The sequence below is a fragment of the Paracoccus albus genome (assembly GCF_027913035.1).
In the GTDB taxonomy this organism is placed as follows: Bacteria; Pseudomonadota; Alphaproteobacteria; order Rhodobacterales; family Rhodobacteraceae; genus Paracoccus; species Paracoccus albus.
The window spans coordinates 1912918-1933155 of sequence record NZ_CP115775.1; the positions used below are offsets into that span (position 1 = coordinate 1912918).

Genomic DNA, 20238 nt, shown 5'->3' on the forward strand with positions numbered 1-20238 from the left:
GAGGAATTATGACCGACGCCTTTATCTATGACGCCGCCCGCACGCCGCGCGGCAAGGGCCGCAAGGATGGCAGCCTGCACGAAGTCACCTCGCTGGCGCTGTCCGCAGGTCTGCTGAATGCCGTGAAGGAACGCAACGGGCTGGAAGGCCACGCAGTTGAGGACCTCATCTGGGGCAATGTCACCCAGGTCAAGGAACAGGGCGGCTGCCTGGCGCGCTCGGCCGTGCTGGCCTCGGATCTCGATGAATCGATCCCCGGCCTGTCGATCAACCGCTTCTGCGCAAGCGGAATGGAGGCCGTGAACCTCGCCGCCAACCAGATCCGGGGCGGGGCCGGGAACGGCTATATCGCCGGCGGGGTCGAGATGATGGGCCGCGTGGCCATGGGCAGCGACGGGGCGGCGATTGCCGTTGATCCCAGCCTTGCGATGAAGACCTATTTCGTGCCGCAGGGGATCAGCGCCGACATCATCGCCACGGAATATGGTTTCAGCCGTGAAGATGCCGACGCTCTGGCCGTCGAGTCCCAGAAACGCGCCGCCAAGGCATGGGAGGAAGGCCGTTTCGATAAATCCATCGTCCCGGTGAAGGACCAGAACGGGCTGACCATTCTGGACCGCGACGAATATATGCGCCCCGGCACCTCGGTCGAGGATCTGGGCAAGCTGAAGGCCAGCTTTCAGGAGATGGGAGAGATCATGCCCGGCTTCGACAAGGTGGCGATGCTGAAATACCCGCATCTGGAGAAGATCAACCATATCCACCATGCCGGGAATTCCTCGGGCATCGTGGACGGCGCCGCCGCCGTGCTGATCGGGAATGAGGAATTCGGCAAGGCCAATGGCCTGAAGCCCCGCGCCCGCATCCGCGCCACCGCGAAGATCGGCACTGATCCGACGATCATGCTGACCGGCCCGGTGCCGGTGACCGAAAAGATCCTGCGCGACAGCGGCATGTCGATCGGCGATATCGACCTCTTCGAGGTGAACGAAGCGTTCTCGGCGGTCGTGCTGCGCTTCATGCAGGCCTTCCAGGTCGATCCGTCGATCATCAACGTCAATGGCGGGGCCATCGCCATGGGCCACCCTCTGGGCGCCACCGGCGCGATTATCATCGGCACGCTGCTCGACGAGCTTGAGCGTCAGGACAAGACGACCGGCCTTGCCACGCTCTGCGTCGCATCCGGCATGGGCGCGGCCACCATCATCGAGCGGGTCTGATGCCGAAGATCGACATCGACAAGGCGCCGGTCACGACGGCCTCGATCTACCCCGAGCCCTATGCGGCGCAGATGGCGGGGCGATCCTCGCGCGGGCTGGGTCAGGCGGCCGGGCTGACCCAGTTCGGGGTGAATATCGTCACGCTGGCGCCCGGCGCGGTCGCCAGCCTGCGCCACTGGCATCTGAACGAGGACGAATTCGCCATGGTCCTGACGGGTGATCTGATCCTGATCGAGGATCAGGGCGAGATCCCCATGCGCCCGGGCGATTGCGCCGCATGGCGGGCGGGCGTCGCGAACGGGCATCGTTTCGTCAACCGGTCGGACGCGCCGGCCAGCTTTCTGGTCGTTGGCAGCAAGGCTGCCAGCGAAACCGTGACCTATGCCGATGTCGACATGATCCTGCGGATCGACGGCGATGGCATCGAGATGACCTATCATGACGGCAGCGACTGGTCCGGCCCCCGCGACCTCGCGCCCAAGGGAGACAGGAAATGACCGAATTTACCATGAACAAGGACGCCGACGGCGTCGCCACCATCACCTGGGACGTGCCGGGCAAGTCGATGAACGTGCTCACCGAGGCTGGCATCCGCGAGCTTGACGGCCATATCGACACCGCGCTTGCCGACGATTCCGTCAAGGGGATCGTCATCACCAGCGGCAAGCCCGACTTCGCCGCCGGCATGGATCTGAACGTGCTCGGCTCGATGAAGGACGAGGGCGGCGCGCCGGCCATATTCGATCTGGTGATGCAACTCCATGGCGTGCTGCGCAAGATCGAGCGCGCCGGGATGGATACCAAGACCAACAAGGGCGGCAAGCCAATTGCGGCCGCCCTGCCCGGCACCGCTCTTGGTATCGGGCTGGAGCTTCCTCTGGCCACGCATCGCATCTTTGCCGCCGACAACCCGAAGGCCAAGATCGGCCTGCCCGAGATCATGGTCGGTATTTTCCCCGGCGCGGGTGGCACGACGCGGTTGGTGCGAAAGTTGGGCGCTATGGCTGCGGCTCCGCTGTTGCTGGAGGGCAAGCTGAACGATCCGAAGAAGGCGAAATCTGCTGGCGTCATTGATGAGGTTGTGGACGATCCCGTCGCCGCTGCTCGCGAATGGGTGCTGAACGCAACCGACACCGATATCGTGAAGCCGTGGGACCAGAAGGGCTATAAAATGCCCGGCGGCGAGCCCTTCCACCCCTCGGGCTTCATGACCTTTGTCGGCGCGAATGCGATGGTTCATGGCAAGACGATGGGCGTCTATCCGGCGGCCAAGGCTCTGCTGAGCGCGGTCTATGAGGGCGCTCAGGTGCCCTTTGACACAGCGCTTAAGATCGAGGCGCGGTGGTTCACAAATGTGCTGATGAACCCGTCCTCGGGCGCAATGATCCGCAGCCTGTTCATCAATAAGGAGGCTTTGGAGAAGGGCGCAAACCGTCCCGATGTGCCGGATGAGAAGGTGAAAAAAGTCGGCATTCTGGGCGCGGGCATGATGGGGGCGGGGATCGCCTATGTCAGCGCCAATGCCGGGATTGAGGTCGTGCTGATCGACGCCAAGCAGGAATCGGCGGATAAGGGCAAGGCCTATTCCGAAGGCATCCTCGACAAGGGGATCAGCCGCAAGAAACTCACCGAAGAGAAGAAGGCCGAGGTTCTGGCCCGCATCACCGCGACCACGGACTATGCCGCTCTGGAAGGGTGCGACCTGATTGTCGAGGCCGTGTTCGAAGACCCCGGCGTCAAGGCCGAAGTTACCAAGAAAGCCGAAGCGGTGATCCCCGATACGGCGATCTTCGCGACCAACACCTCGACCCTGCCCATCACGGAACTGGCCAAGGCGTCCTCTCGCCCCGAACAGTTCATCGGCATCCACTTCTTCAGCCCCGTGGATAAGATGCTGCTGGTGGAAATCATCAAGGGCAAGCAGACCGGTCCCCGCGCCGTGGCGAAAGCGCTCGATTTCGTGCGCCAGATCCGCAAGACGCCAATTGTCGTTAACGATGCGCGGTTCTTCTATGCCAATCGCTGCATCATCCCCTACCTAAACGAGGGGATGCGGATGCTGGCCGAAGGCGTGAACCCGACGCTGATCGAGAACGCCGCGAAGATGATGGGCATGCCTCTGGGTCCGCTGCAACTGGTCGATGAGACCTCGATTGATCTCGGCGTGAAGATCGCCAAGGCAACCAAGGCCGCGATGGGCGATGCCTATCCCGATGGCGCCGTCGATGAGGTGCTGTTCTGGATGGCCGATCAGGGCCGCATGGGCCGCAAGTCGAATTCCGGCTTCTACGCCTATGATGAGAAGGGCAAGCGTCAGGGTCTGTGGGACGGGCTTGAGGAGAAATTCCCCGAAGCCGACGACCAGCCCGAACTGACAGAGGTCCAGCACCGCCTGATGTTCGCCCAAACGCTGGAAGCCGTGCGCGCGCTCGAGGAAGGTGTGCTGGAAGACATCCGCGAAGGCGATGTCGGCGCGATCCTTGGCTGGGGTTTCGCGCCGTGGTCTGGCGGTCCGTTCTCATGGCTCGACATGCTGGGTGCGGCCCGCGCGGTCGAGATCTGCGATAATCTGACCGCCGAACATGGCGAGCGCTTCAAGGCCCCGGCCCTGCTGCGCGAAATGGCCGAGAAAGACCAGACTTTTTACGGTCGCTTCGGAGCGCAGAAAAAGGCTGCCTGACGCAACAGCCATGTGCAGTCAAACGGGGGCTTTGCGGCCCCCGTTTTTCTTTGACCGCCGTTTCGCCGCCCGCGTGCTGACCCGCATCAGACGCTGAAAATTCGGGCAGTCCAAATGTGAAGGTGCGGGACATTCGGCGACGTGACGAAGCACCGCGACCAGAGTCCGCATCTCTTGCATCTGCCGTTCCAGATCATCGGCCTTGCCATGCAGATCATCCCTGCAAAGCGTTGGACGCCCTTCCTTGCCAAAGATCCCAGCGATCTCTGTCAGCGAAAATCCGGCAGACTTGCCCATATTTATCAATGCCAAGTGCAGCAGTACGCCAGACTGGTATTGCCGTCGTAGCCCGTGCCGTCCGGCAGAGGAAATCAGCCCCTGCTCCTCATAGTATCGCAGTCCCGAGGCACTTACGCCGCTGGCTTCGGCGACTTCGGCAATGTCGAGAAGTTTCATCCTTGACCTCAAGTTCACTTGAATTCGTAGCCTGCCTTCTCATTGACGAATTCTCAAGAGGATCAGGATGACCAAAACACAAACCTCAGAGATCGGGCCGCTGCGAAACGACCCAAGAGGTATTGCCCTTCTTCTGGCAGCAAGCCTTACCGTGATGGCGGCAGCGACGATCAGCCCGGCACTGCCGGGCCTCGAACAACAGTTCGGCGACGGCCCCAATGCCGCTTACCTTATCCGCGCTCTGGTGCCTGCGCCTTCGCTGACAGTTGTGTTTATGGCCGCGTTTTGCGGTATCGTCGTCGACCGGATTGGGCGCAAGCCGGTGCTGATTACGGGTATCGCATTGTTTGCTCTGGCAGGCAGCGCGGGCCTTGTCTTGCAGGATCTCGGGCACCTTCTTGCAAGCAGATTGGCCCTTGGCCTCGCGCTTGCAATGGTAATGACGGCTCAATCGGCACTTGTCGCTGATTACTACGCTGGCGCCGCGTTGCACCGGATGACAGGCGCGCAGGTCGCAGCACGAAATTTCGGCGGCTTCGTCTTTATTATGCTCGCCGGTGGGCTGGCCAGCGTTGCGACGCGCCTGCCCTTTCTTGTCTATGCGCTTCCAGCGATTTTTCTGCCATTCTTCCTGAAGGTCATTGTCGAACCGGCGCGGAACAAAGAGGCGCCGAATCGGGCGGCCCATGATTCCCCCGCCGGGTGGTGGATGCCGATAGCCCTCCTTGCTGGCGGACAGATGATCATAACCATCATCTTTTTCACCATGCCGACGCAAATGCCGTTCTTTCTTTCATCGCAGGGCTACGACAATCCGGCTTTAACCGGCGCAGTGCTGGGCTGCCTGATGATTGCTGGGGGGATCGCAGCCACTTTCTATCAACGGCTTCGCGCTACAATCGGAGATATTGCCAACCGCATTGCAGCAATTGCACTGATGGCGACCGGATTTGCGCTGCTGAGCGGGGTTCCGACAGTTTACGCGATCTTTGCAGGTGCAGCAGCCATTGGCGCAGGCTATGCATTGGCGATTCCGGGTTTCATTGCGGTGGCGTTGGGCGTCACCCCTGCGCAGCGACGCGGTACGACAGCGGCGATGCTGACCGGGTCGGTATTCCTGGGCCAATTCGTTTCACCATTCGTCAGCACGCCTGCGATCGCGAACTGGGGTTGGCGCGGCGCGGGGTTGGGACTTGCCGCCTGTCTGGGCATGGTGGCATTGATCCTTATGATTGCTGCCCTGCGGAAACGCCGCACATAGTAGAGGCGCTACCTTCGGAACTTTCGCAGGGGACATACTGTTGATCCGTCGTGAATAAAGCCTATTCTGCGCTGCAACAGCTGTACCTGACGCAAGGAAGGAAGAAGATGACGACCGAGACGCAACGCGCCGCCACCCAGTCGCAGACCCAGGTGGAGGAGGTCACATCTGTTGTCCTGCCCGAGCCGCAATCCGATCTTGTGCCACTGGAAGCGGCACCTGCACCGGTGGCCGACGAAATCCGCCAGCGGATGAATGAGATCGACCTGAAGAATTCGGGTTCGATCGTGCATTTCGGGACGGGCGCGCAGTCGGAGCTGCAAGAGATCAGCCAGAAAATGCTGGCCGATGTGAAGAACAAGGATGTGGGCCCCGCGGGCGAATCGTTGCGCAATATCGTGACGACCATTCGGGGCTTTTCGGTCAGCGAACTTGACGTGCGTCGCGAACGCAGTTGGTGGGAAAAGCTTCTGGGCCGGACCGCGCCCTTCGCCCGCTTCGTCTCGAATTATGAAGAGGTTCAGGGCCAGATAGACAAGATCACCGAGGATCTTATGGGCCATGAACACCGCCTGCTGAAAGACATTGAATCCCTTGATGTCTTGTATGAGAGGACTTTGAACTTCTACGACGAACTCGGCCTGTATATCTCGGCAGGAGAGGCCAAGCTTCGTGAGTTGGACGAGGATCTGATCCCGGCCAAGGAAGCCGAAGTTCAGGCCAGCCCTGCTGACGGTCAGGTTTTGGAGGCGCAAGAGCTTCGCGACCTGCGCAGTGTGCGCGACGATCTGGAGCGCCGCGTTCACGACCTCAAGCTGACCCGGCAGGTCACGATGCAGTCCCTGCCCTCCATCCGGCTGGTTCAGGAAAATGACAAGTCCTTGGTGACGAAGATCAATTCGACGCTGGTGAACACCGTCCCGCTTTGGGAGACCCAGCTTGCGCAGGCCGTTACCATCCAGCGTTCTGCCGAAGCCGCGGGCGCGGTAAAGGACGCAACAGATCTGACCAATGAGCTGCTGACTAAGAATGCCGAGAACCTGCGTCAGGCCAACAGCGCCATCCGTACAGAGATGGAGCGTGGCGTTTTCGATATCGAATCCGTGCGCACCGCGAATGCAGAGCTTATCGCAACGATTGAGGACAGCCTGCGCATCGCAGACGAAGGCAAGGCGCGTCGTGCCACCGCAGAAGAAGAACTGGTCCGGATGGAGGATGAGTTGCGCCGCACCTTGTCATCGGCACGCGCCCAATCGCCGCAAGTTCAATCACAGGCCAGTCAGACGTGACAGAAATCGCTGCCCTGATACCTCGCCGGCTCAGAAGCCTGCCCGGTCGGGGCGGGCTGGCCTTGTTGCTGGCTTTCTCACTTGCCTCCTGCACCGAAGACAGCGCCCCGCCCGCAGCCCCGCCGCCGTCCGAACCCGCAGCGGAACCGCCACCCCGCATTGCATCGGCGCCGCCCGTCCGCAAGCCCGGATCGGCCCTGCGCGCTGCACGTGCGCACCGCGCCTCGCTTCAGGCAGATGCGGCGCAACAGGCGTCCAGCACGCCCGCAAGCCAGTCGCTGCACGGCTATTTCGAAGGCGTAGAGGATATGCTGGATGCGCGTGGTCAGCTTCGCCGCGACGATGGTAGCAGCATTGCCATAACGGCAGAGCAATTGGCGGCGAATTTCGTCAATATCGCGCTCTATGACGAATATTCGCGCAATGGTGCCGATCTGGTGCCCGACGCCCGTCCATCGCGGCTGCGGCGGTGGGACAAACCCGTCCGCATCGCGATAGAGTTCGGGCCTTCTGTCCCGCCCGCAACGCGAACACGCGACCGGGCAGAGGTTCAGGCCTTTGCTGAACGTCTGGCGCGCCTGACCGGGCATGACGTCGCCGCGACGCCGGGCGCGGGCAATTTTACCGTCATGTTCCTAAGCGAGGATGAGCGCCGCCAGATCGGACCGCGCCTTGCCGCGGTGGTGCCGGGTATTCCGGCCGGGGATATTGAGGCGATTCAATCGCTTCCGCCGCAAAATTACTGCACCGTCTTTGCTTATTCAATCGGCAGCAACCCTGTCTATTCCGAAGCCATTGCTGTTATCCGCGCTGAACTTCCGCCCCGTTTACGCTCTTCCTGTATTCACGAAGAGCTCGCGCAGGGGATGGGTCTGGCGAATGATGATCCGGGTGCGCGACCCTCGATCTTCAATGATGACGAGGAATTCGCGCTGCTGACTCAACATGATGCGATGCTGCTGAAAATGCTGTATGATCCGCGCCTGACCCCCGGCATGAATGCCGAAGAGGCCGGGCCGGTCATTCAGGAGATCTCGGCCGAGTTGATACCGTGATGCGGCGGCGACGCATGATTGACACGTCCCAGCGGCAAGGGTTCATCGTAAGGCATTTTGCCAGCCTGACTGCCGGAACCTGACCGAACCGCTAATTGTTTGATACGCGAACCAAACTACGGAGACCCCCATGGCCCTGTTCGACTTCCTCTCGGGTGAATTCATCGATGTCATCGAATGGACGGATGACACCCGCGACACGATGGTCTGGCGGTTCGAACGCCGTGGAAACGCCATCAAATACGGTGCCAAGCTGACCGTGCGCGAAGGTCAGGCGGCGGTTTTCGTGCACGAAGGGCAGATCGCCGATGTGTTCGGACCGGGCCTGTATATGCTGGAAACCAACAACATGCCGATCCTGACATCGCTTCAGCATTGGGATCACGGCTTCAAATCGCCGTTCAAGTCCGAGATCTATTTCGTTAACACAACGCGCTTCAACGACCTGAAATGGGGTACGAAAAACCCGATCATCGCCCGCGATCCCGAGTTCGGGCCGGTGCGCATCCGCTCTTTCGGCACTTATTCGATGCGTGTGACCGACCCGGCAAAGTTCATGGCCGAGATCGTTGGCACCGATGGCGAGTTCACCCGCGACGAGATTACTTTTCAGCTTCGGAACATCATCGTGCAGGAATTTTCACGCATGATTGCCTCCTCCGGCATTCCGGTGCTGGATATGGCGGCGAATACCGATCAACTGGGCAAGATGGTGGCGAAGGCGATTGCACCGACCATTGCCAGCTACGGCCTGTCCATCCCAGAATTTTATATTGAAAACATAAGTCTGCCGGATGAAGTTGAGGCCATTCTGGACAAGCGGACCTCTATGGGGATCGTCGGTGATCTGGAACGCTTTGGCCAATATGCGCAGGCAGAGGCGATGCTGAACGCATCCCAGAACAACGCTGGGGCGGGTGCTGGTATGGGTGCCGGACTGGGTGCCGCGATTGGCATGGGCATGGCGGCGCAACGTGGCCCTTGGGGTCAGGTCGCGCAGCAGCCGCAAGCACAGACGGGCGCATTGCCACCGCCTGTGCCGGGCAACCGGGCGGAAACCGTGTGGCACATCGCCAGAGACGGTCAGTCTGACGGGCCATACGGTCGCGGTCACCTTGGACGCCTTGTGAAAGAGGGCAGCTTTACACGCGAAACGCTGGTCTGGACGCCGGGACAGGACGGCTGGCTGCCTGCCGATGAAGTGCCAGAGCTTGCGCAGCTTTTCACCATTTCGCCGCCGCCTCCGCCGGTGCCGCTTCCGGGTCCGGCAGGCTCCTGATCCACGCAGGCAGGAGACCCGGACGCAATGCCGACGCCCCCCAGCGAATTCCGCTATCCCTGCGACAATTGCGGGGCCAGCCTGACCTTTTCGCCAGGCGAGCAATCGTTGAAATGCCCCTATTGCGGGCATGTGCAGTCGATCGGTCCGGGTGCGGCCCGCGCGCCCGCCCGCTCGGCAACGGATGGGGTCGATGGCGAGCGTGTGCTTTTGCCGGAACCTTCGACCGGTCGCGCCCTGCAATGGGATGCGGGCCACAAAGTCCCGCAACTGGCTGAAATCCCGCTGGAACGCGGCTTGCGGCTGGATGCAGGCAGCGATCTCGCGCAGGAAAAGCGGATGCTGTCCTGCCCCAATTGCGGCGCAAAGTTCGAACTCGGCGGCGACAGCCAGTCAGCGAATTGCCCGTTCTGCGCAACGCCTGTTGTGACGGAAACCGGCGCGAGCCGCCAGTTGAAGCCGCAAGGCGTCTTGCCCTTTGTCGTGTCCGAAGATCAGGCAAGATCGGCGCTAGAAGATTGGATGGGCCGCCTGTGGTTCGCGCCATCGGGCCTGCTGGCCTATTCCCGGCGCGGGCGGAAAATGACGGGCGTCTACTCTCCCTTCTGGACCTTCGATGCAGACACAACTTCCGATTACGCGGGTGCAAGGGGCGACTGGTATTACGAAACGGTCTATGTCACCGAGACCGTCAACGGAAAAAGCCGCCGCGTTGCGCGTCAGGTGCGCAAGACCCGCTGGACATCGGTCCGCGGTCGCGTTGGCCGTGCCTTCAACGATGTGCTCGTCCTTGCCTCATCCGCCCTGCCCCGGCGCATGACCGACGCGCTGACGCCTTGGGACCTGTCCCATCTGCGCAGCTACGATCCTCAATATCTCGCCGGGTTCGAGGCGGAGGGCTATACCATCCCGCTGGAATCCGGTCATGGCATCGCCCGGCAAGAGATGGAGGGCGTGATCGCGATGGATATCAGGCGCGATATCGGCGGGGATGTGCAGCGCATCAGTCAGGCCCGTACAGCCTATTCGGCAGAAACCTTCAAGCATGTCCTGCTGCCCATCTGGTCCGCCGCCTATCGCTATAATGGCAAATCTTACCGCTTCGTCGTTAACGGCCAGTCGGGCCGCGTTCAGGGAGAGCGCCCCTATTCCATCTGGAAGATCACGTTGGCCGTCATCATTGGCTTGCTGCTGCTGGCGGCGATGCTGTTCATAGCCAACCAGTCCGGCTATGTGCAATTCGATGCGAACGGCTTCGACGCGGGCGGCTTTTCCTCGCCAGACGACTATATTATCCAAGGCTACTAGCTTAACCCAAAGGAAACTAAATGATCCTGTGCTGCGGCGAATCGCTGATCGACATGGTGCCAGACCAGGGCAGCTTTCTGCCACTGCCGGGTGGATCGGTCTATAACACCACGGTCGCGCTTGGCCGGTTGGGTACGCAAACCGCCTATCTGTGGCCACTGTCGCAGGATTCATTCGGCGACGCGCTTCGCGTTCCGCTGGAAAAGGCCGGGGTCGATTTGTCGCTGTGCCCCTCTACCCCACGGCTGACGACGCTGGCACTGGTTTTCCTGAATGACGGCCATGCCTCTTATAGCTTCTACGACGAAGGCACCGCTGGCCGGATGTTTGATGTCGGCGATCTGCCAAACCTTCCCGACGATATCGAAGCACTGTTCATCGGCGGCATCAGCCTGATTCAGGACCCCTGTGGCGCGACAGTCGAAGAACTCGCCCATCGCGCGGCAGAGCGCGGGCTGGTCACGATGGTAGATCTGAATATCCGCCCCAATCTGATCGGCGATGATCGCGCCACGCGCGAACGGCTGGGCGCGCTGATGCGCATTGCCGATATCGTAAAGATTTCAGACGATGACGCAGCATGGCTGTTCCCCGAGCACGCGCCCGAGGATACCGTCCTGCAATTGCTGGAGCTTGGGCCGAAACTGATCCTGCGCACGCATGGCGCAGATGGTGCAACCGGCATCACCAAAACGTTGAAGGTCAACCGTCAGGCAGATTCGGTCGCTGTGGCCGACACGATCGGGGCGGGCGATACATTCAATGCCGGTTTGCTAACGGCATTGTCCGAAGCCGGTGTGCTGACGCGCGATGCGCTAGACACCCTCGACGAAGAGGCCTTGTTCAAGGCACTCGATCTCGCGTCGCGGGCGGCGACTGTCACGGTATCTCGTCCCGGCGCCAATCCGCCCTGGCGCGAAGAGCTTGAGGAAAGCAGAGGCTGAGGACGAAAACGCCGCCCATTAGGGCGGCGTCTTTCATTCCCCCCAGATGGTGCGGCAGTTATGCGGCCTCGGCATCCTCTGCGGCCTGACGGCGTTCACTTTCTTCGCGCGACAGCGCGACAGAGGTACGGACACCTTTCGAAACGAATTCCATCAGGCCTTTCACAACCCGCTCATTCGGGTCGATTCCGGCGCAGGACAGAACCTCGCGCCCATCGCGCGACCGCGCCCAACGCGCAATCTGTTCCGGTCCGTTTCCATATTTCTTGTCATCTGCAATAGCATCATCCAGGGCAGCAAGAACGACCGCAGCAAAAAGCTTGCGGGCACGCTGTCCCTGTTCAAAATTAAAGGCCGAGCCGTCGACAAAATCTCGCATCTTTACCGTCCTGACAAAATGTGTTGCGCTGCCCCATGTGGGACGAATTCCAGGGCTTGCTTCTGGGTGGTAGCGGTGTCTACCTTATTTCCACCCTGATTCGGTATTACGCTAACGTCATGGCTGCTATGCGACGACGTCATGCCTATCGGGCAATGCTGCCCAAATGCTGAACGTATCTCAACCCCGGTCGGTTTCCGTAGAGATGGTATTTTTATCAAAAAGATCAAGCTGCCCGTCATTTTGTTCTTCTTTGACAGCCAGTCCTGACAGCGTCACCCCCAGCAATCTGACACCGCGCGGATCCGGCATGACGCCCGTCAGCAACTCCTGAGCGATGCGCAGCAGTTCAGCACCATCTGCGACGGGCCGCTGCAAGGAATGCGCGCGTGTAACCTGCCGGAAATCCGAAAATTTGACCTTTAATGTGACTGTTCGCCCCCGCGCCTCGTTTCGTTCGGCATGCCGCCAAACTTTTTCAGCTAAAGGCTCAAGCGCCTGCTGACCTTCCGCCAAAGCATACAGATCATCAAAATACGTCGTTTCGGCACCTATCGATTTTCGTATCCTGTCGGGTTTCACTATGCGGTTGTCGATGCCGCGCGAAATATCGTGATACCAGCGTCCTGATTTTCCGAAACGCGCTTGCAGGAAATCCAGGCTCTGCGCGCGCAGGTCTGCGCCGGTCTCGATCCCCAGACGGGCCATCTTGGCCGCCGTTGCCGGTCCGACGCCGTGAAACCTGCCCACCGGCAAATTCGCGATGAAGTCAGCGCCCCGTTCCGGCGTTATGACAAACTGCCCGTTCGGCTTCCTTTGGTCCGAAGCAATCTTCGCCAGAAACTTGCAATAGCTGATCCCCGCACTTGCCGTCAGCCCGGTTTCGGTCAGGATGGCCGCACGAATTTCGGCAGCTGTTGCGGTAGCGGTCATACCGGGACCCAACCTGCCTGTCAGATCAAGATAGGCCTCATCGAGCGACAGGGGCTCGATCACCGGGGTATAGCGGGCAAAAATCCCTCTGATCTGGGCACTGACGGCGCGATAGACATCAAAGCGCGGCTTCACGAAGATCAGATCAGGGCAGCGGCGGGAAGCCGTCACCGATGGCATGGCAGAGCGGACGCCAAACTGCCGTGCCTCATAGCTTGCGGCGGCCACGACGCCGCGCTTGCTTGCTCCGCCGACCGCAACCGGCTTACCGCGCAGGTCCGGGTTATCACGCTGTTCTACCGATGCATAAAAGGCGTCCATGTCGATATGGACAATGCGGCGCGGTTCTGCGCCGTCGCTCATTCAGCGCGAACCGGCACGCCCCCGGCGGTCATGCCATCACCCAAACGATCAAAGCGCAGATAGGCAATGCCGCGCCCACCCGACTGGGTGTGAATAACGCCCGCCTCACGTCCATCTGCGGTCATGATCGGGGTGCCAGGCGGAACTTCACCGTCCAGAACGACGCGACGCAGCCCCTTCTTCAACTCGGTCTTGTGCTTCATCCGGGCCGTCACCTCTTGCCCGACATAGCAGCCCTTGCGGAAATCGACGCCATTCAGACGCTCAAACCCCATTTCAAGAATATAACTGTCATTCGGCTTCAGCTCGACCCCCGCCTCTGGCACCAGATGGGCGACCCTCAGGGCATTCCAGTCGGTCGAATCCTGCGCTGCGTCGCCATAGCTGCGCCAGCCCAGGGCGGGATCGCGCGGATCGGCAATTGCGCCTTCCGGTGCCGGACCGGTCCCACGGCCAACGCGGCGCGGGTCTTCCGCGATTTCGACCTTCGCGCGCAGTTTGTACATCGACAGCCGCCGCAGAAGGTCATCAGCCTGGTCCGCGGCCACGTCCACCAGCAACGCATCCGAACCGTCGGGCACGATGAAGAAATCGGACAGGTATTTCCCCTGTGGCGACAGCAATGCGGCATAAACTGGCGCGCGGCTCACGTCATTCGTGACCAGCCCCTGAAGAAACTCGACCCGATCAGGTCCCGTCACGCGCAACAGGCGTCGTTCCGTCATGATGTCATATCCCCGAATTGCATCCGGACAAGTGCTGCATATGCGCCGCCCTGTGCCATAAGCTGGTCATGGCTGCCTTGTTCGACAACCCTTCCGCCGTCCAGAACGACAATCTTGTCGGCGTTTCGGATCGTGGAAAGTCGGTGGGCAATCACCAGCGTCGTGCGGTCGCGCGACAGATCATCAAGCGCATCCTGAACCAGACGCTCTGACGCCGCATCCAAGGCCGATGTCGCCTCATCAAGCAGCAGCACAGGCGCGTCGCGCAAAACCGCACGCGCTATCGCCACACGCTGGCGCTGCCCGCCCGACAGCGCAGAGCCACGCGTCCCAGCCGGGCTGTCCAGCCCCGCAGGCAGACCTGCGGTAAAATCATCCACATGCGCGGCCAGGGTCGCACGTGCCACAACAGCGGCCTCAACCTCGCGACCAAGCGTGATATTGTCCCGGATCGTCTCGTCAAACAGCGCCGGTTCCTGCGAAACCACGGAAAATTCATCGCGCAAGGTCGACAGGTCGTATTCACGCAGATCCACCCCACCCAGCGTAATGCTGCCGCTGGCTGGGTCGGTCATGCGCGTCAGAAGGTTGAAAACCGTGGTTTTGCCCGCGCCGGATGGGCCGACAAGCGCCGTGGTCTGCCCCGCCTCCGCCACGAAGCTGAGACCGCGAAGAACGGAGGTGTCGCCGTAATTCAGTGTCACATCATCGAATTCAATGCGTGTCGATGGCGGCGGCTCTGTCCGCTGGCCTGAGCGGATCGAGGGTTGCGTATCGAACACCTGATAAATCCGCTCCAGACTGGCCGCGGCAATCTGCCAGGACCCCGCAAGCCCGCCAAGCCTCCTTAATGGCTGGAATGCCAGCGACAATGCGGTGAAGAAAGCCATGAAGTCGCCGACAGTGCGTTCGCCGCGTGTGACCTCTGCGCCGCCAAGCGCCAGCACGCCGACAAAGCCCAGCCCCGTCACGATGTCGATCATCGCGGGCACAACTGCGCCGGTGGCGGCAATCTTGACCTCTGCCCGCCGGATGCGGTCGACGATTGCGGCGAAGCGCGAGGACTGTAAATCCTCGATCCGATTCAGGCGGACCGTGCCGATCCCGTGCAGAACCTCATCAATCCGCGTCGCACGGTCCGAGGCATTCTGCCGCGTCGCCCGTGTCTTTCTGCGGACATAGCGCTGCACGATGACCGTCGGCAGGATCAACAGCGGCGCACCGATCAGTGCAGCCGCTGTCCATTCAGGGTCGATCCGCAAAGCAACATAGAACAGTGAGACAAGCGCAACCACGTCTCGGCCCGCGCCCGTGATGAAGGTCTGCCAGATGCTCTGCACAGCCTTTGTGTCGCCCTGAATACGCTCGATCAGCGCACCGGGCGGGTTCTGCTGATAGAAGCTCATATCAAGACGCATGATGTGGGACAGAAGATCGACCTGCATCTTCGTCGCCACGCGCTGTTGCACGGATACCAGCAGACTGCGATTGATGACCGATGTGCAGGCACGGATCAGAAACAGCGCAAAGATCGTGCCACCAACCCACCACATCGCATCGCTGTCGCCGCCGACAAAGACCCGGTCGAAAAGCGGCTTCAGCATCCAGCTCAGCACCGCGAGAGTGGAGCCTTCGACGATCATGAAGAACATCGCAACCGACATACGCGGCCAGTACTGGCGCAGGTAATCGCGCCATATGCGCTTGAAAAGGTTGCTTCTGGACGAGTTTGCCATGATCCGATCTAGCCTGTCGCGGCACCGGGCCGCAAGTCGCACTATTTGCGCTGAATAGCGCGGAACGCTGCGCTTGCGCCCCAGCCGGCAAACCCGGCGATAAACAGCGACATCAGCCCATAGATAAAGGGGCGGTCCATGGCCAGCCGGTAAAGCCAGCGTTCCAGCCCGACCTTGCGCACCTCTATCGGCGTCGAGTAGGCGTCGATCACCCTGCCGTCACGCAGCAGGAAAATGCGGGTCTTGTAAGCACCCTCTATCAGGTTCGCAGGCAAACGGAAATCTGCACGGAACAGGGTTTCCTCTTCAAGTTTGACGCCACCTGCGTCGACACGATAGCTGCCATCGGCGATGCGCGTGTTTATCATCGCCTCGGTGAAATCGACGGGATCTTCGACACTGAAAGGACGCGCAAAGGATCGCATGGCGGTCGGCACGGAAATTCTGTACCGCGCATCCTCTTCTTCACTAAGAATAACTGACAAAGGCAGCGTCGTCGCGACCGAGTAAAAGCTGGGTGCTGCACCGACGACAACGCTTTCGGTGTTCACCCAGATGCCAAACCGCCGGGCCTTGCGCCGTATCGTGACACTGCGCGGCGGCCCCTCAACCGTCACCGCGATGTCTAGCTGGCTGTCGTCGGGGATAGGCGTCTGACGCTTGATCGCGCCATAGATCGTGACTTCCGAACCATCAAAATTCGTGGTGATCGCAACGCTGTCCGACGACAGGCCCGCCACCACCGTTTCTGGCTTCTCTTGCTTGGCCTGTTCAATATCCAGCGGTGGCACAATCTCACCACGAGGTGCCTCTGGCGAGGGAAAAGACATGATTTCCGCGCCACCTGTCACGGCCTCAGCCGGTACGCTGCTCTGGTTGCCTGCTTCCTGCGCCAAAGCGGGCAGCGCGATGAACGCGACGAGGACCGCCAGACCCCGCATCACACAATCCCCGGCGTCAGCGAAAACAGGTTATCGGGCCGCAGGAACAGATCCATCGCCAGCTTGGCACAGACCGCCAGCACGACCAACGCAAGCAGGATCCGCAACTGCTCTGCCCGCAGCCGCGCGCCAAGCTGTGTGCCAAGCTGAGCTCCGATAACGCCCCCGACAATCAGCAGAACCGCAAGCATCACATCGACCGTGTTATAGCTGACGGCGTGCATAAGCGTCGTAAAAGCCGTGACAAAAGTGATCTGAAACAGCGAGGTGCCGATGACAACCTTCGTCGGCATCCCCAGAAGATAGATCATCGCTGGCACCATGATGAAGCCGCCACCGACCCCCATCATCGCCGACAGCACACCGACCAGCAGTCCGACCGCGAGGGGGGGCAAAACGCTCAGATACAGGCCAGAGCTGCGGAATTTCACCTTGAACGGCAGCGCATGGATCCAGCCGTGATGCCTTCGGGCGGTACGTTTGCCCGACCGCGTGCGCCGCAATGCGCGCAGGCTTTCGATCAGCATCATAGAGCCGACAAAGCCGAGCATGATGACATAGGAGATCTGTACCACCAGCTCGACCTGACCCAGCCGGGTCAAAAGGTTGAAGACCAGAACCCCCAAGGCAGATCCGATCAACCCGCCGATCAGCAGAACTGTCCCCATCCTGAAATCGACCGTGCGCCGTTTCACATGGCCCAACACGCCCGAAACCGATGAGGCTACGACCTGATTTGCCCCCGTGGCAACTGCGATAGCGGGCGGGATGCCGATGAAGAACAACAAGGGCGTAATCAGGAACCCACCGCCCACGCCGAACATACCGCTCATCAGCCCGACGATTCCGCCAAGGCCGACCAACGTAAAGGCGTTCACCGCCACTTCTGCGATGGGTAGGTAGATCTGCATGAACCGGTACCTGCTCCGCTCATCTCATGTAGTCCGGCGCCAGCGTCAAGGTCAAAGGGGGATTTCTGTAAATTTGCCCGGTTGCCGCGCTTTCCGGCGAACGATAATCATGAGGCGCAGCAACAGGTGAAAAATGCGAATTCTTATCACGAATGATGACGGCATCAACGCGCCGGGTCTGAAGGTCGCGGAAGATATCGCGGCAGAGCTGGCGGGTCCGGATGGCGAAGTCTGGGTCGTGGCACCCGCTTTCGAACAATCGGGCGTTGGCCATTGCATATCCTATGCCCATCCGACGATGATCGCGGAACTCGAACCCCGTCGCTACGCGGCAGAAGGCAGTCCGGCGGATTGCGTGCTGGCCGCCGTGCACGACATTCTGGTGGATTCGCCGCCCGATCTGGTGATTTCCGGCGTGAACCGGGGCAACAACTCTGGCGAAAACGCTGTCTATTCAGGCACGATCGGTGGCGCGATGGAGGCCGCATTGCAGGGCCTGCCCGCCATTGCGCTGTCCCAATATTTCGGGCCGGAGATGTTGGGGCTTGATGATCATTTCGAATGTTCCCGCCTGCACGGCGCAGGGGTCATCCGGCAATTGCTGGATCTGGCGGATTGGACCTCTGACGCGGATTTCCGGCTTTTCTATAACATCAACTTCCCGCCCGTGCCGGCTGCGAAAAGCAAGGGTATCAGGGTCGCCGCGCAGGGCAGACGGCGCGGGGTCGGATTTGGCGTAGAACCTTTCGTCGCGCCCAATGGCCGGCGCTTCCTTTGGGTCCGCGGCGCGCCGCAGGATACCGAGGCCACGGCGGGCAGCGATGTCATGGTCAATCTTGACGGTTACATATCGGTCACGCCGATGCGCGCCGACCTGACCTGCCACGCTTCTCTCGACTCGCTACGAACGGCATTGGGCGCATGAAAAGGCCGGCGGCATGAGCGCGGATGACGACGACGATATGTCAGGTGCAGAGCGCAAGATGCGCTTTCTGTTCCAGCTGCGCGCGCATGGCGTCACCGATCCGCGCGTACTCGGCGCGATGGAGAAGATAGATAGGGGAGAGTTCGTGCGCGGCCATTTCGAAGACCGCGCCTACGACGACACGCCTCTGCCAATCCAATGCGGCCAGACGATCAGCCAGCCCTCTGTCGTGGGGCTGATGACACAGGCGCTGAACCCAGGACCGCGCGACACCGTGCTGGAGGTCGGGACCGGCTCTGGCTATCAGGCTGCGGTGCTGTCGGGCCTGTGCCGGCGCGTCTATACGGTCGAGCGTCATCGCAGGCTGGTCAACGAGGCTGACGCCCTTTTCCAAAGGCTGCGCCTGCCGAATATCACGGTCCGGCTGGCAGATGGCAGCCACGGCTTGCCGGAACAGGCGCCATTTGATCGCATTATCGTCACTGCAGCTGCCGAAGATCCGCCCGGCCCGCTCTTGGCGCAGCTAAAAATTGGCGGTATCATGGTTGTGCCGGTCGGACAGTCCGATGCGGTGCAGACTTTGATCCGGGTCAACCGGACAGATACAGGCTTTGAATATCACGAGTTGCGTCAGGTGCGTTTCGTTCCACTGGTCGAAGGTCTGGGCCCCAGTTAGCCCGCCCCGGTATCAACGGCTGCGCCTTGCATCTCGTGACAAAACGAACGGGCGCGTGATGAGCAGAACAGTTTTCAGGGCTATGACGGCCGCCTCTCTGGCTATGGGGCTTGCAGGCTGTCAGACCTTTCCGGCAGTGCAGCAGGATCTGGCATCCATCGGCGGTGCCCGGTCGAACGCCAGCAGCTTTCCCGGCTTCGGCGGCGGGCGAGCGGGCGGCGCGACTGGCGGGACAACTGCGGGTGGCGGCACGCAGGTCGTGACGGATCCCTATGCCGGTCAGGGCGTGGCGCAGCCTGATATACCTGGCGGCGGGGCGCAGTCGGGACAAAGCAGCGGTTCGCGACAGAGCTCTTCGACCACAACCACAACCGCGCCTGCCCAGAAACATCGCGTCGTTGCAGGCGAAACGGGCTGGTCGATTTCCCGAAAATACGGGATCACGCCACAGGATCTTGCCGCTGCCAACACGCTGGATGAGGCGATGACGCTGCGCGTCGGGCAAGAGCTGAACATCCCCGCGCGGACGGTGACGCGCGCAAACGATGCTTCTGCGCCGGGGCAAGGTACGCCCACGCCCACACCACCATCCGCGTCGCAGCCGCTTCCGGAAGAAGAAACTGCGCCATCGTCCGCGCCGACAGCCAAGCCCGAGACGCCGAATCTTGGCGCGACGCGAACGGCAGCCTCTGGCTCTGGCCGCTTCCAGATGCCGGTGGCCGGTTCCATCGTCCGCCCCTATAGCAAGGGCAGCAATGAAGGGATCGACATTTCGACTGCAGCCGGGACGCCGGTCAAGGCTGCGGCAGGCGGCACCGTGGCGGCGGTGACTCGCGATACCGATGGCGTTCCCATCGTGGTGATCCGGCACGAAGGTCAGTTGATGACCGTCTATGCAGGCATGGCCGCATTGTCGGTGCAAAAAGGCGACCAGGTTTCGGCGGGTCAACAGATCGGCACAGCGGGCAATGCCGGATCTGTTCACTTTGAGGTCCGTCAGGGCTATGACAGCGTCAATCCCGAAGATTATCTGTAATCGGTGAGGTTGAGCGCAGATCAAAACCTCTGCGCTCAATTGACGGGTCAAATAGCTCCCAGCTGCCGAACAAGCGCCTGCTCGGTGCGTTTACCGTTTTCCCTGCAAATATCGCAACACG

19 protein-coding genes are annotated in these 20238 nt (G+C 61.0%); 12 read left to right on the forward strand and 7 right to left on the reverse strand.

Features of this window, described 5'->3' with window-relative positions:
• The first annotated feature begins 8 nt into the window (after nucleotides 1-8).
• Genes PAF20_RS09565 through PAF20_RS09575 form a run of 3 tightly spaced genes read left to right on the forward strand, consistent with a single transcriptional unit; the run spans nucleotide 9 to nucleotide 3900 of the window.
• Nucleotides 9-1220 (forward strand): acetyl-CoA C-acetyltransferase, encoded by a 1212-nt coding sequence (locus tag PAF20_RS09565; protein WP_271070442.1) that lies wholly within the window; start codon nucleotides 9-11, stop codon nucleotides 1218-1220.
• Nucleotides 1220-1717 carry a cupin domain-containing protein gene (locus PAF20_RS09570; RefSeq protein WP_271070443.1) on the forward strand — a complete coding sequence of 166 codons (498 nt, stop codon included), beginning with the start codon at nucleotides 1220-1222 and terminating at the stop codon, nucleotides 1715-1717. Before PAF20_RS09565 ends, PAF20_RS09570 begins: the two co-directional genes overlap by 1 nt.
• Complete coding sequence (locus tag PAF20_RS09575; protein ID WP_271070444.1) at nucleotides 1714-3900, forward strand: 3-hydroxyacyl-CoA dehydrogenase NAD-binding domain-containing protein; 2187 nt, start codon at nucleotides 1714-1716, stop codon at nucleotides 3898-3900. The genes PAF20_RS09570 and PAF20_RS09575 overlap by 4 nt, the downstream gene beginning before the upstream one ends.
• Nucleotides 3901-3918: 18 nt before the next feature.
• Here the strand turns inward: PAF20_RS09575 and PAF20_RS09580 are convergent, their stop codons facing one another.
• Nucleotides 3919-4356: a helix-turn-helix domain-containing protein gene (locus PAF20_RS09580; protein ID WP_271070445.1), complete on the reverse strand. Its 438-nt coding sequence runs from the start codon at nucleotides 4354-4356 to the stop codon at nucleotides 3919-3921.
• Nucleotides 4357-4423: 67 nt separating this feature from the next.
• On the opposite strand from PAF20_RS09580, the gene PAF20_RS09585 reads away from it, so the two are divergent.
• From PAF20_RS09585 to PAF20_RS09610, 6 genes are all read left to right on the forward strand, one after another.
• Nucleotides 4424-5617, forward strand: a complete 1194-nt coding sequence (locus PAF20_RS09585) for an MFS transporter (RefSeq protein ID WP_271070446.1) — start codon at nucleotides 4424-4426, stop codon at nucleotides 5615-5617.
• Between the two features lie 107 nt (nucleotides 5618-5724).
• Nucleotides 5725-6906 carry a toxic anion resistance protein gene (locus PAF20_RS09590; protein WP_271070447.1) on the forward strand — a complete coding sequence of 394 codons (1182 nt, stop codon included), beginning with the start codon at nucleotides 5725-5727 and terminating at the stop codon, nucleotides 6904-6906.
• A complete protein-coding gene (locus PAF20_RS09595) occupies nucleotides 6903-7961 on the forward strand; it encodes a DUF2927 domain-containing protein (protein ID WP_271070448.1) in 1059 nt (352 codons plus the stop codon). The genes PAF20_RS09590 and PAF20_RS09595 overlap by 4 nt, the downstream gene beginning before the upstream one ends.
• Nucleotides 7962-8091: 130 nt before the next feature.
• Nucleotides 8092-9240 carry an SPFH domain-containing protein gene (locus PAF20_RS09600; RefSeq protein WP_271070449.1) on the forward strand — a complete coding sequence of 383 codons (1149 nt, stop codon included), beginning with the start codon at nucleotides 8092-8094 and terminating at the stop codon, nucleotides 9238-9240.
• 27 nt (nucleotides 9241-9267) lie between these two features.
• On the forward strand, nucleotides 9268-10548 hold the full coding sequence (locus PAF20_RS09605; protein ID WP_271070450.1) for a TFIIB-type zinc ribbon-containing protein: 1281 nt from the start codon (nucleotides 9268-9270) through the stop codon (nucleotides 10546-10548).
• Nucleotides 10549-10568: 20 nt separating this feature from the next.
• The gene (locus PAF20_RS09610) at nucleotides 10569-11492 is read left to right on the forward strand and encodes a carbohydrate kinase family protein (RefSeq protein WP_271070451.1); all 924 of its coding nucleotides are present in this window, start codon (nucleotides 10569-10571) and stop codon (nucleotides 11490-11492) included.
• A 58-nt stretch (nucleotides 11493-11550) separates the two neighbouring features.
• Here PAF20_RS09610 and PAF20_RS09615 read toward each other — a convergent pair whose 3' ends face one another.
• The 6 genes from PAF20_RS09615 to PAF20_RS09640 all read right to left on the reverse strand — a co-directional run bounded on the left by PAF20_RS09615 (nucleotide 11551) and on the right by PAF20_RS09640 (nucleotide 17480).
• Nucleotides 11551-11871, reverse strand: coding sequence for a DUF6280 family protein (locus PAF20_RS09615; RefSeq protein ID WP_090524829.1), 321 nt, complete (start codon nucleotides 11869-11871; stop codon nucleotides 11551-11553).
• A gap of 180 nt (nucleotides 11872-12051) precedes the next feature.
• On the reverse strand, nucleotides 12052-13167 hold the full coding sequence (gene dinB / locus PAF20_RS09620; protein WP_271070452.1) for a DNA polymerase IV: 1116 nt from the start codon (nucleotides 13165-13167) through the stop codon (nucleotides 12052-12054).
• On the reverse strand, nucleotides 13164-13892 hold the full coding sequence (gene ygfZ, locus PAF20_RS09625; protein WP_271070453.1) for a CAF17-like 4Fe-4S cluster assembly/insertion protein YgfZ: 729 nt from the start codon (nucleotides 13890-13892) through the stop codon (nucleotides 13164-13166). The genes dinB and ygfZ overlap by 4 nt, the downstream gene beginning before the upstream one ends.
• Complete coding sequence (locus PAF20_RS09630) at nucleotides 13889-15628, reverse strand: ABC transporter ATP-binding protein (protein ID WP_271070454.1); 1740 nt, start codon at nucleotides 15626-15628, stop codon at nucleotides 13889-13891. Before PAF20_RS09630 ends, ygfZ begins: the two co-directional genes overlap by 4 nt.
• A gap of 41 nt (nucleotides 15629-15669) precedes the next feature.
• The gene (locus tag PAF20_RS09635; protein WP_271070455.1) at nucleotides 15670-16569 is read right to left on the reverse strand and encodes a TIGR02186 family protein; all 900 of its coding nucleotides are present in this window, start codon (nucleotides 16567-16569) and stop codon (nucleotides 15670-15672) included.
• Nucleotides 16569-17480, reverse strand: a complete 912-nt coding sequence (locus tag PAF20_RS09640; RefSeq protein WP_271070456.1) for a sulfite exporter TauE/SafE family protein — start codon at nucleotides 17478-17480, stop codon at nucleotides 16569-16571. Before PAF20_RS09640 ends, PAF20_RS09635 begins: the two co-directional genes overlap by 1 nt.
• 133 nt (nucleotides 17481-17613) lie before the next feature.
• On the opposite strand from PAF20_RS09640, the gene surE reads away from it, so the two are divergent.
• From surE to PAF20_RS09655, 3 genes are read left to right on the forward strand one after another with little or no spacing between them, the layout of a single operon-like run.
• On the forward strand, nucleotides 17614-18405 hold the full coding sequence (gene surE, locus PAF20_RS09645) for a 5'/3'-nucleotidase SurE (RefSeq protein ID WP_271070457.1): 792 nt from the start codon (nucleotides 17614-17616) through the stop codon (nucleotides 18403-18405).
• 13 nt (nucleotides 18406-18418) lie between these two features.
• Nucleotides 18419-19081: a protein-L-isoaspartate(D-aspartate) O-methyltransferase gene (locus PAF20_RS09650; protein ID WP_271070458.1), complete on the forward strand. Its 663-nt coding sequence runs from the start codon at nucleotides 18419-18421 to the stop codon at nucleotides 19079-19081.
• Nucleotides 19082-19139: 58 nt separating this feature from the next.
• A complete protein-coding gene (locus PAF20_RS09655) occupies nucleotides 19140-20117 on the forward strand; it encodes a M23 family metallopeptidase (protein WP_271070459.1) in 978 nt (325 codons plus the stop codon).
• The last annotated feature ends 121 nt before the right edge of the window (nucleotides 20118-20238 follow it).

Coding starts and splice junctions, on each gene's coding strand:
- PAF20_RS09565 (WP_271070442.1), top strand. CDS start 9: ATGACCGACGCCTTTATCTATGACGCCGCCCGCACGCCGCGCGGCAAG.
- PAF20_RS09570 (WP_271070443.1), top strand. CDS start 1,220: ATGCCGAAGATCGACATCGACAAGGCGCCGGTCACGACGGCCTCGATC.
- PAF20_RS09575 (WP_271070444.1), top strand. CDS start 1,714: ATGACCGAATTTACCATGAACAAGGACGCCGACGGCGTCGCCACCATC.
- PAF20_RS09580 (WP_271070445.1), bottom strand. CDS start 4,356: ATGAAACTTCTCGACATTGCCGAAGTCGCCGAAGCCAGCGGCGTAAGT.
- PAF20_RS09585 (WP_271070446.1), top strand. CDS start 4,424: ATGACCAAAACACAAACCTCAGAGATCGGGCCGCTGCGAAACGACCCA.
- PAF20_RS09590 (WP_271070447.1), top strand. CDS start 5,725: ATGACGACCGAGACGCAACGCGCCGCCACCCAGTCGCAGACCCAGGTG.
- PAF20_RS09600 (WP_271070449.1), top strand. CDS start 8,092: ATGGCCCTGTTCGACTTCCTCTCGGGTGAATTCATCGATGTCATCGAA.
- PAF20_RS09605 (WP_271070450.1), top strand. CDS start 9,268: ATGCCGACGCCCCCCAGCGAATTCCGCTATCCCTGCGACAATTGCGGG.
- PAF20_RS09610 (WP_271070451.1), top strand. CDS start 10,569: ATGATCCTGTGCTGCGGCGAATCGCTGATCGACATGGTGCCAGACCAG.
- PAF20_RS09615 (WP_090524829.1), bottom strand. CDS start 11,871: ATGCGAGATTTTGTCGACGGCTCGGCCTTTAATTTTGAACAGGGACAG.
- dinB (WP_271070452.1), bottom strand. CDS start 13,167: ATGAGCGACGGCGCAGAACCGCGCCGCATTGTCCATATCGACATGGAC.
- ygfZ (WP_271070453.1), bottom strand. CDS start 13,892: ATGACGGAACGACGCCTGTTGCGCGTGACGGGACCTGATCGGGTCGAG.
- PAF20_RS09630 (WP_271070454.1), bottom strand. CDS start 15,628: ATGGCAAACTCGTCCAGAAGCAACCTTTTCAAGCGCATATGGCGCGAT.
- PAF20_RS09635 (WP_271070455.1), bottom strand. CDS start 16,569: ATGCGGGGTCTGGCGGTCCTCGTCGCGTTCATCGCGCTGCCCGCTTTG.
- PAF20_RS09640 (WP_271070456.1), bottom strand. CDS start 17,480: ATGCAGATCTACCTACCCATCGCAGAAGTGGCGGTGAACGCCTTTACG.
- surE (WP_271070457.1), top strand. CDS start 17,614: ATGCGAATTCTTATCACGAATGATGACGGCATCAACGCGCCGGGTCTG.
- PAF20_RS09650 (WP_271070458.1), top strand. CDS start 18,419: ATGAGCGCGGATGACGACGACGATATGTCAGGTGCAGAGCGCAAGATG.
- PAF20_RS09655 (WP_271070459.1), top strand. CDS start 19,140: ATGAGCAGAACAGTTTTCAGGGCTATGACGGCCGCCTCTCTGGCTATG.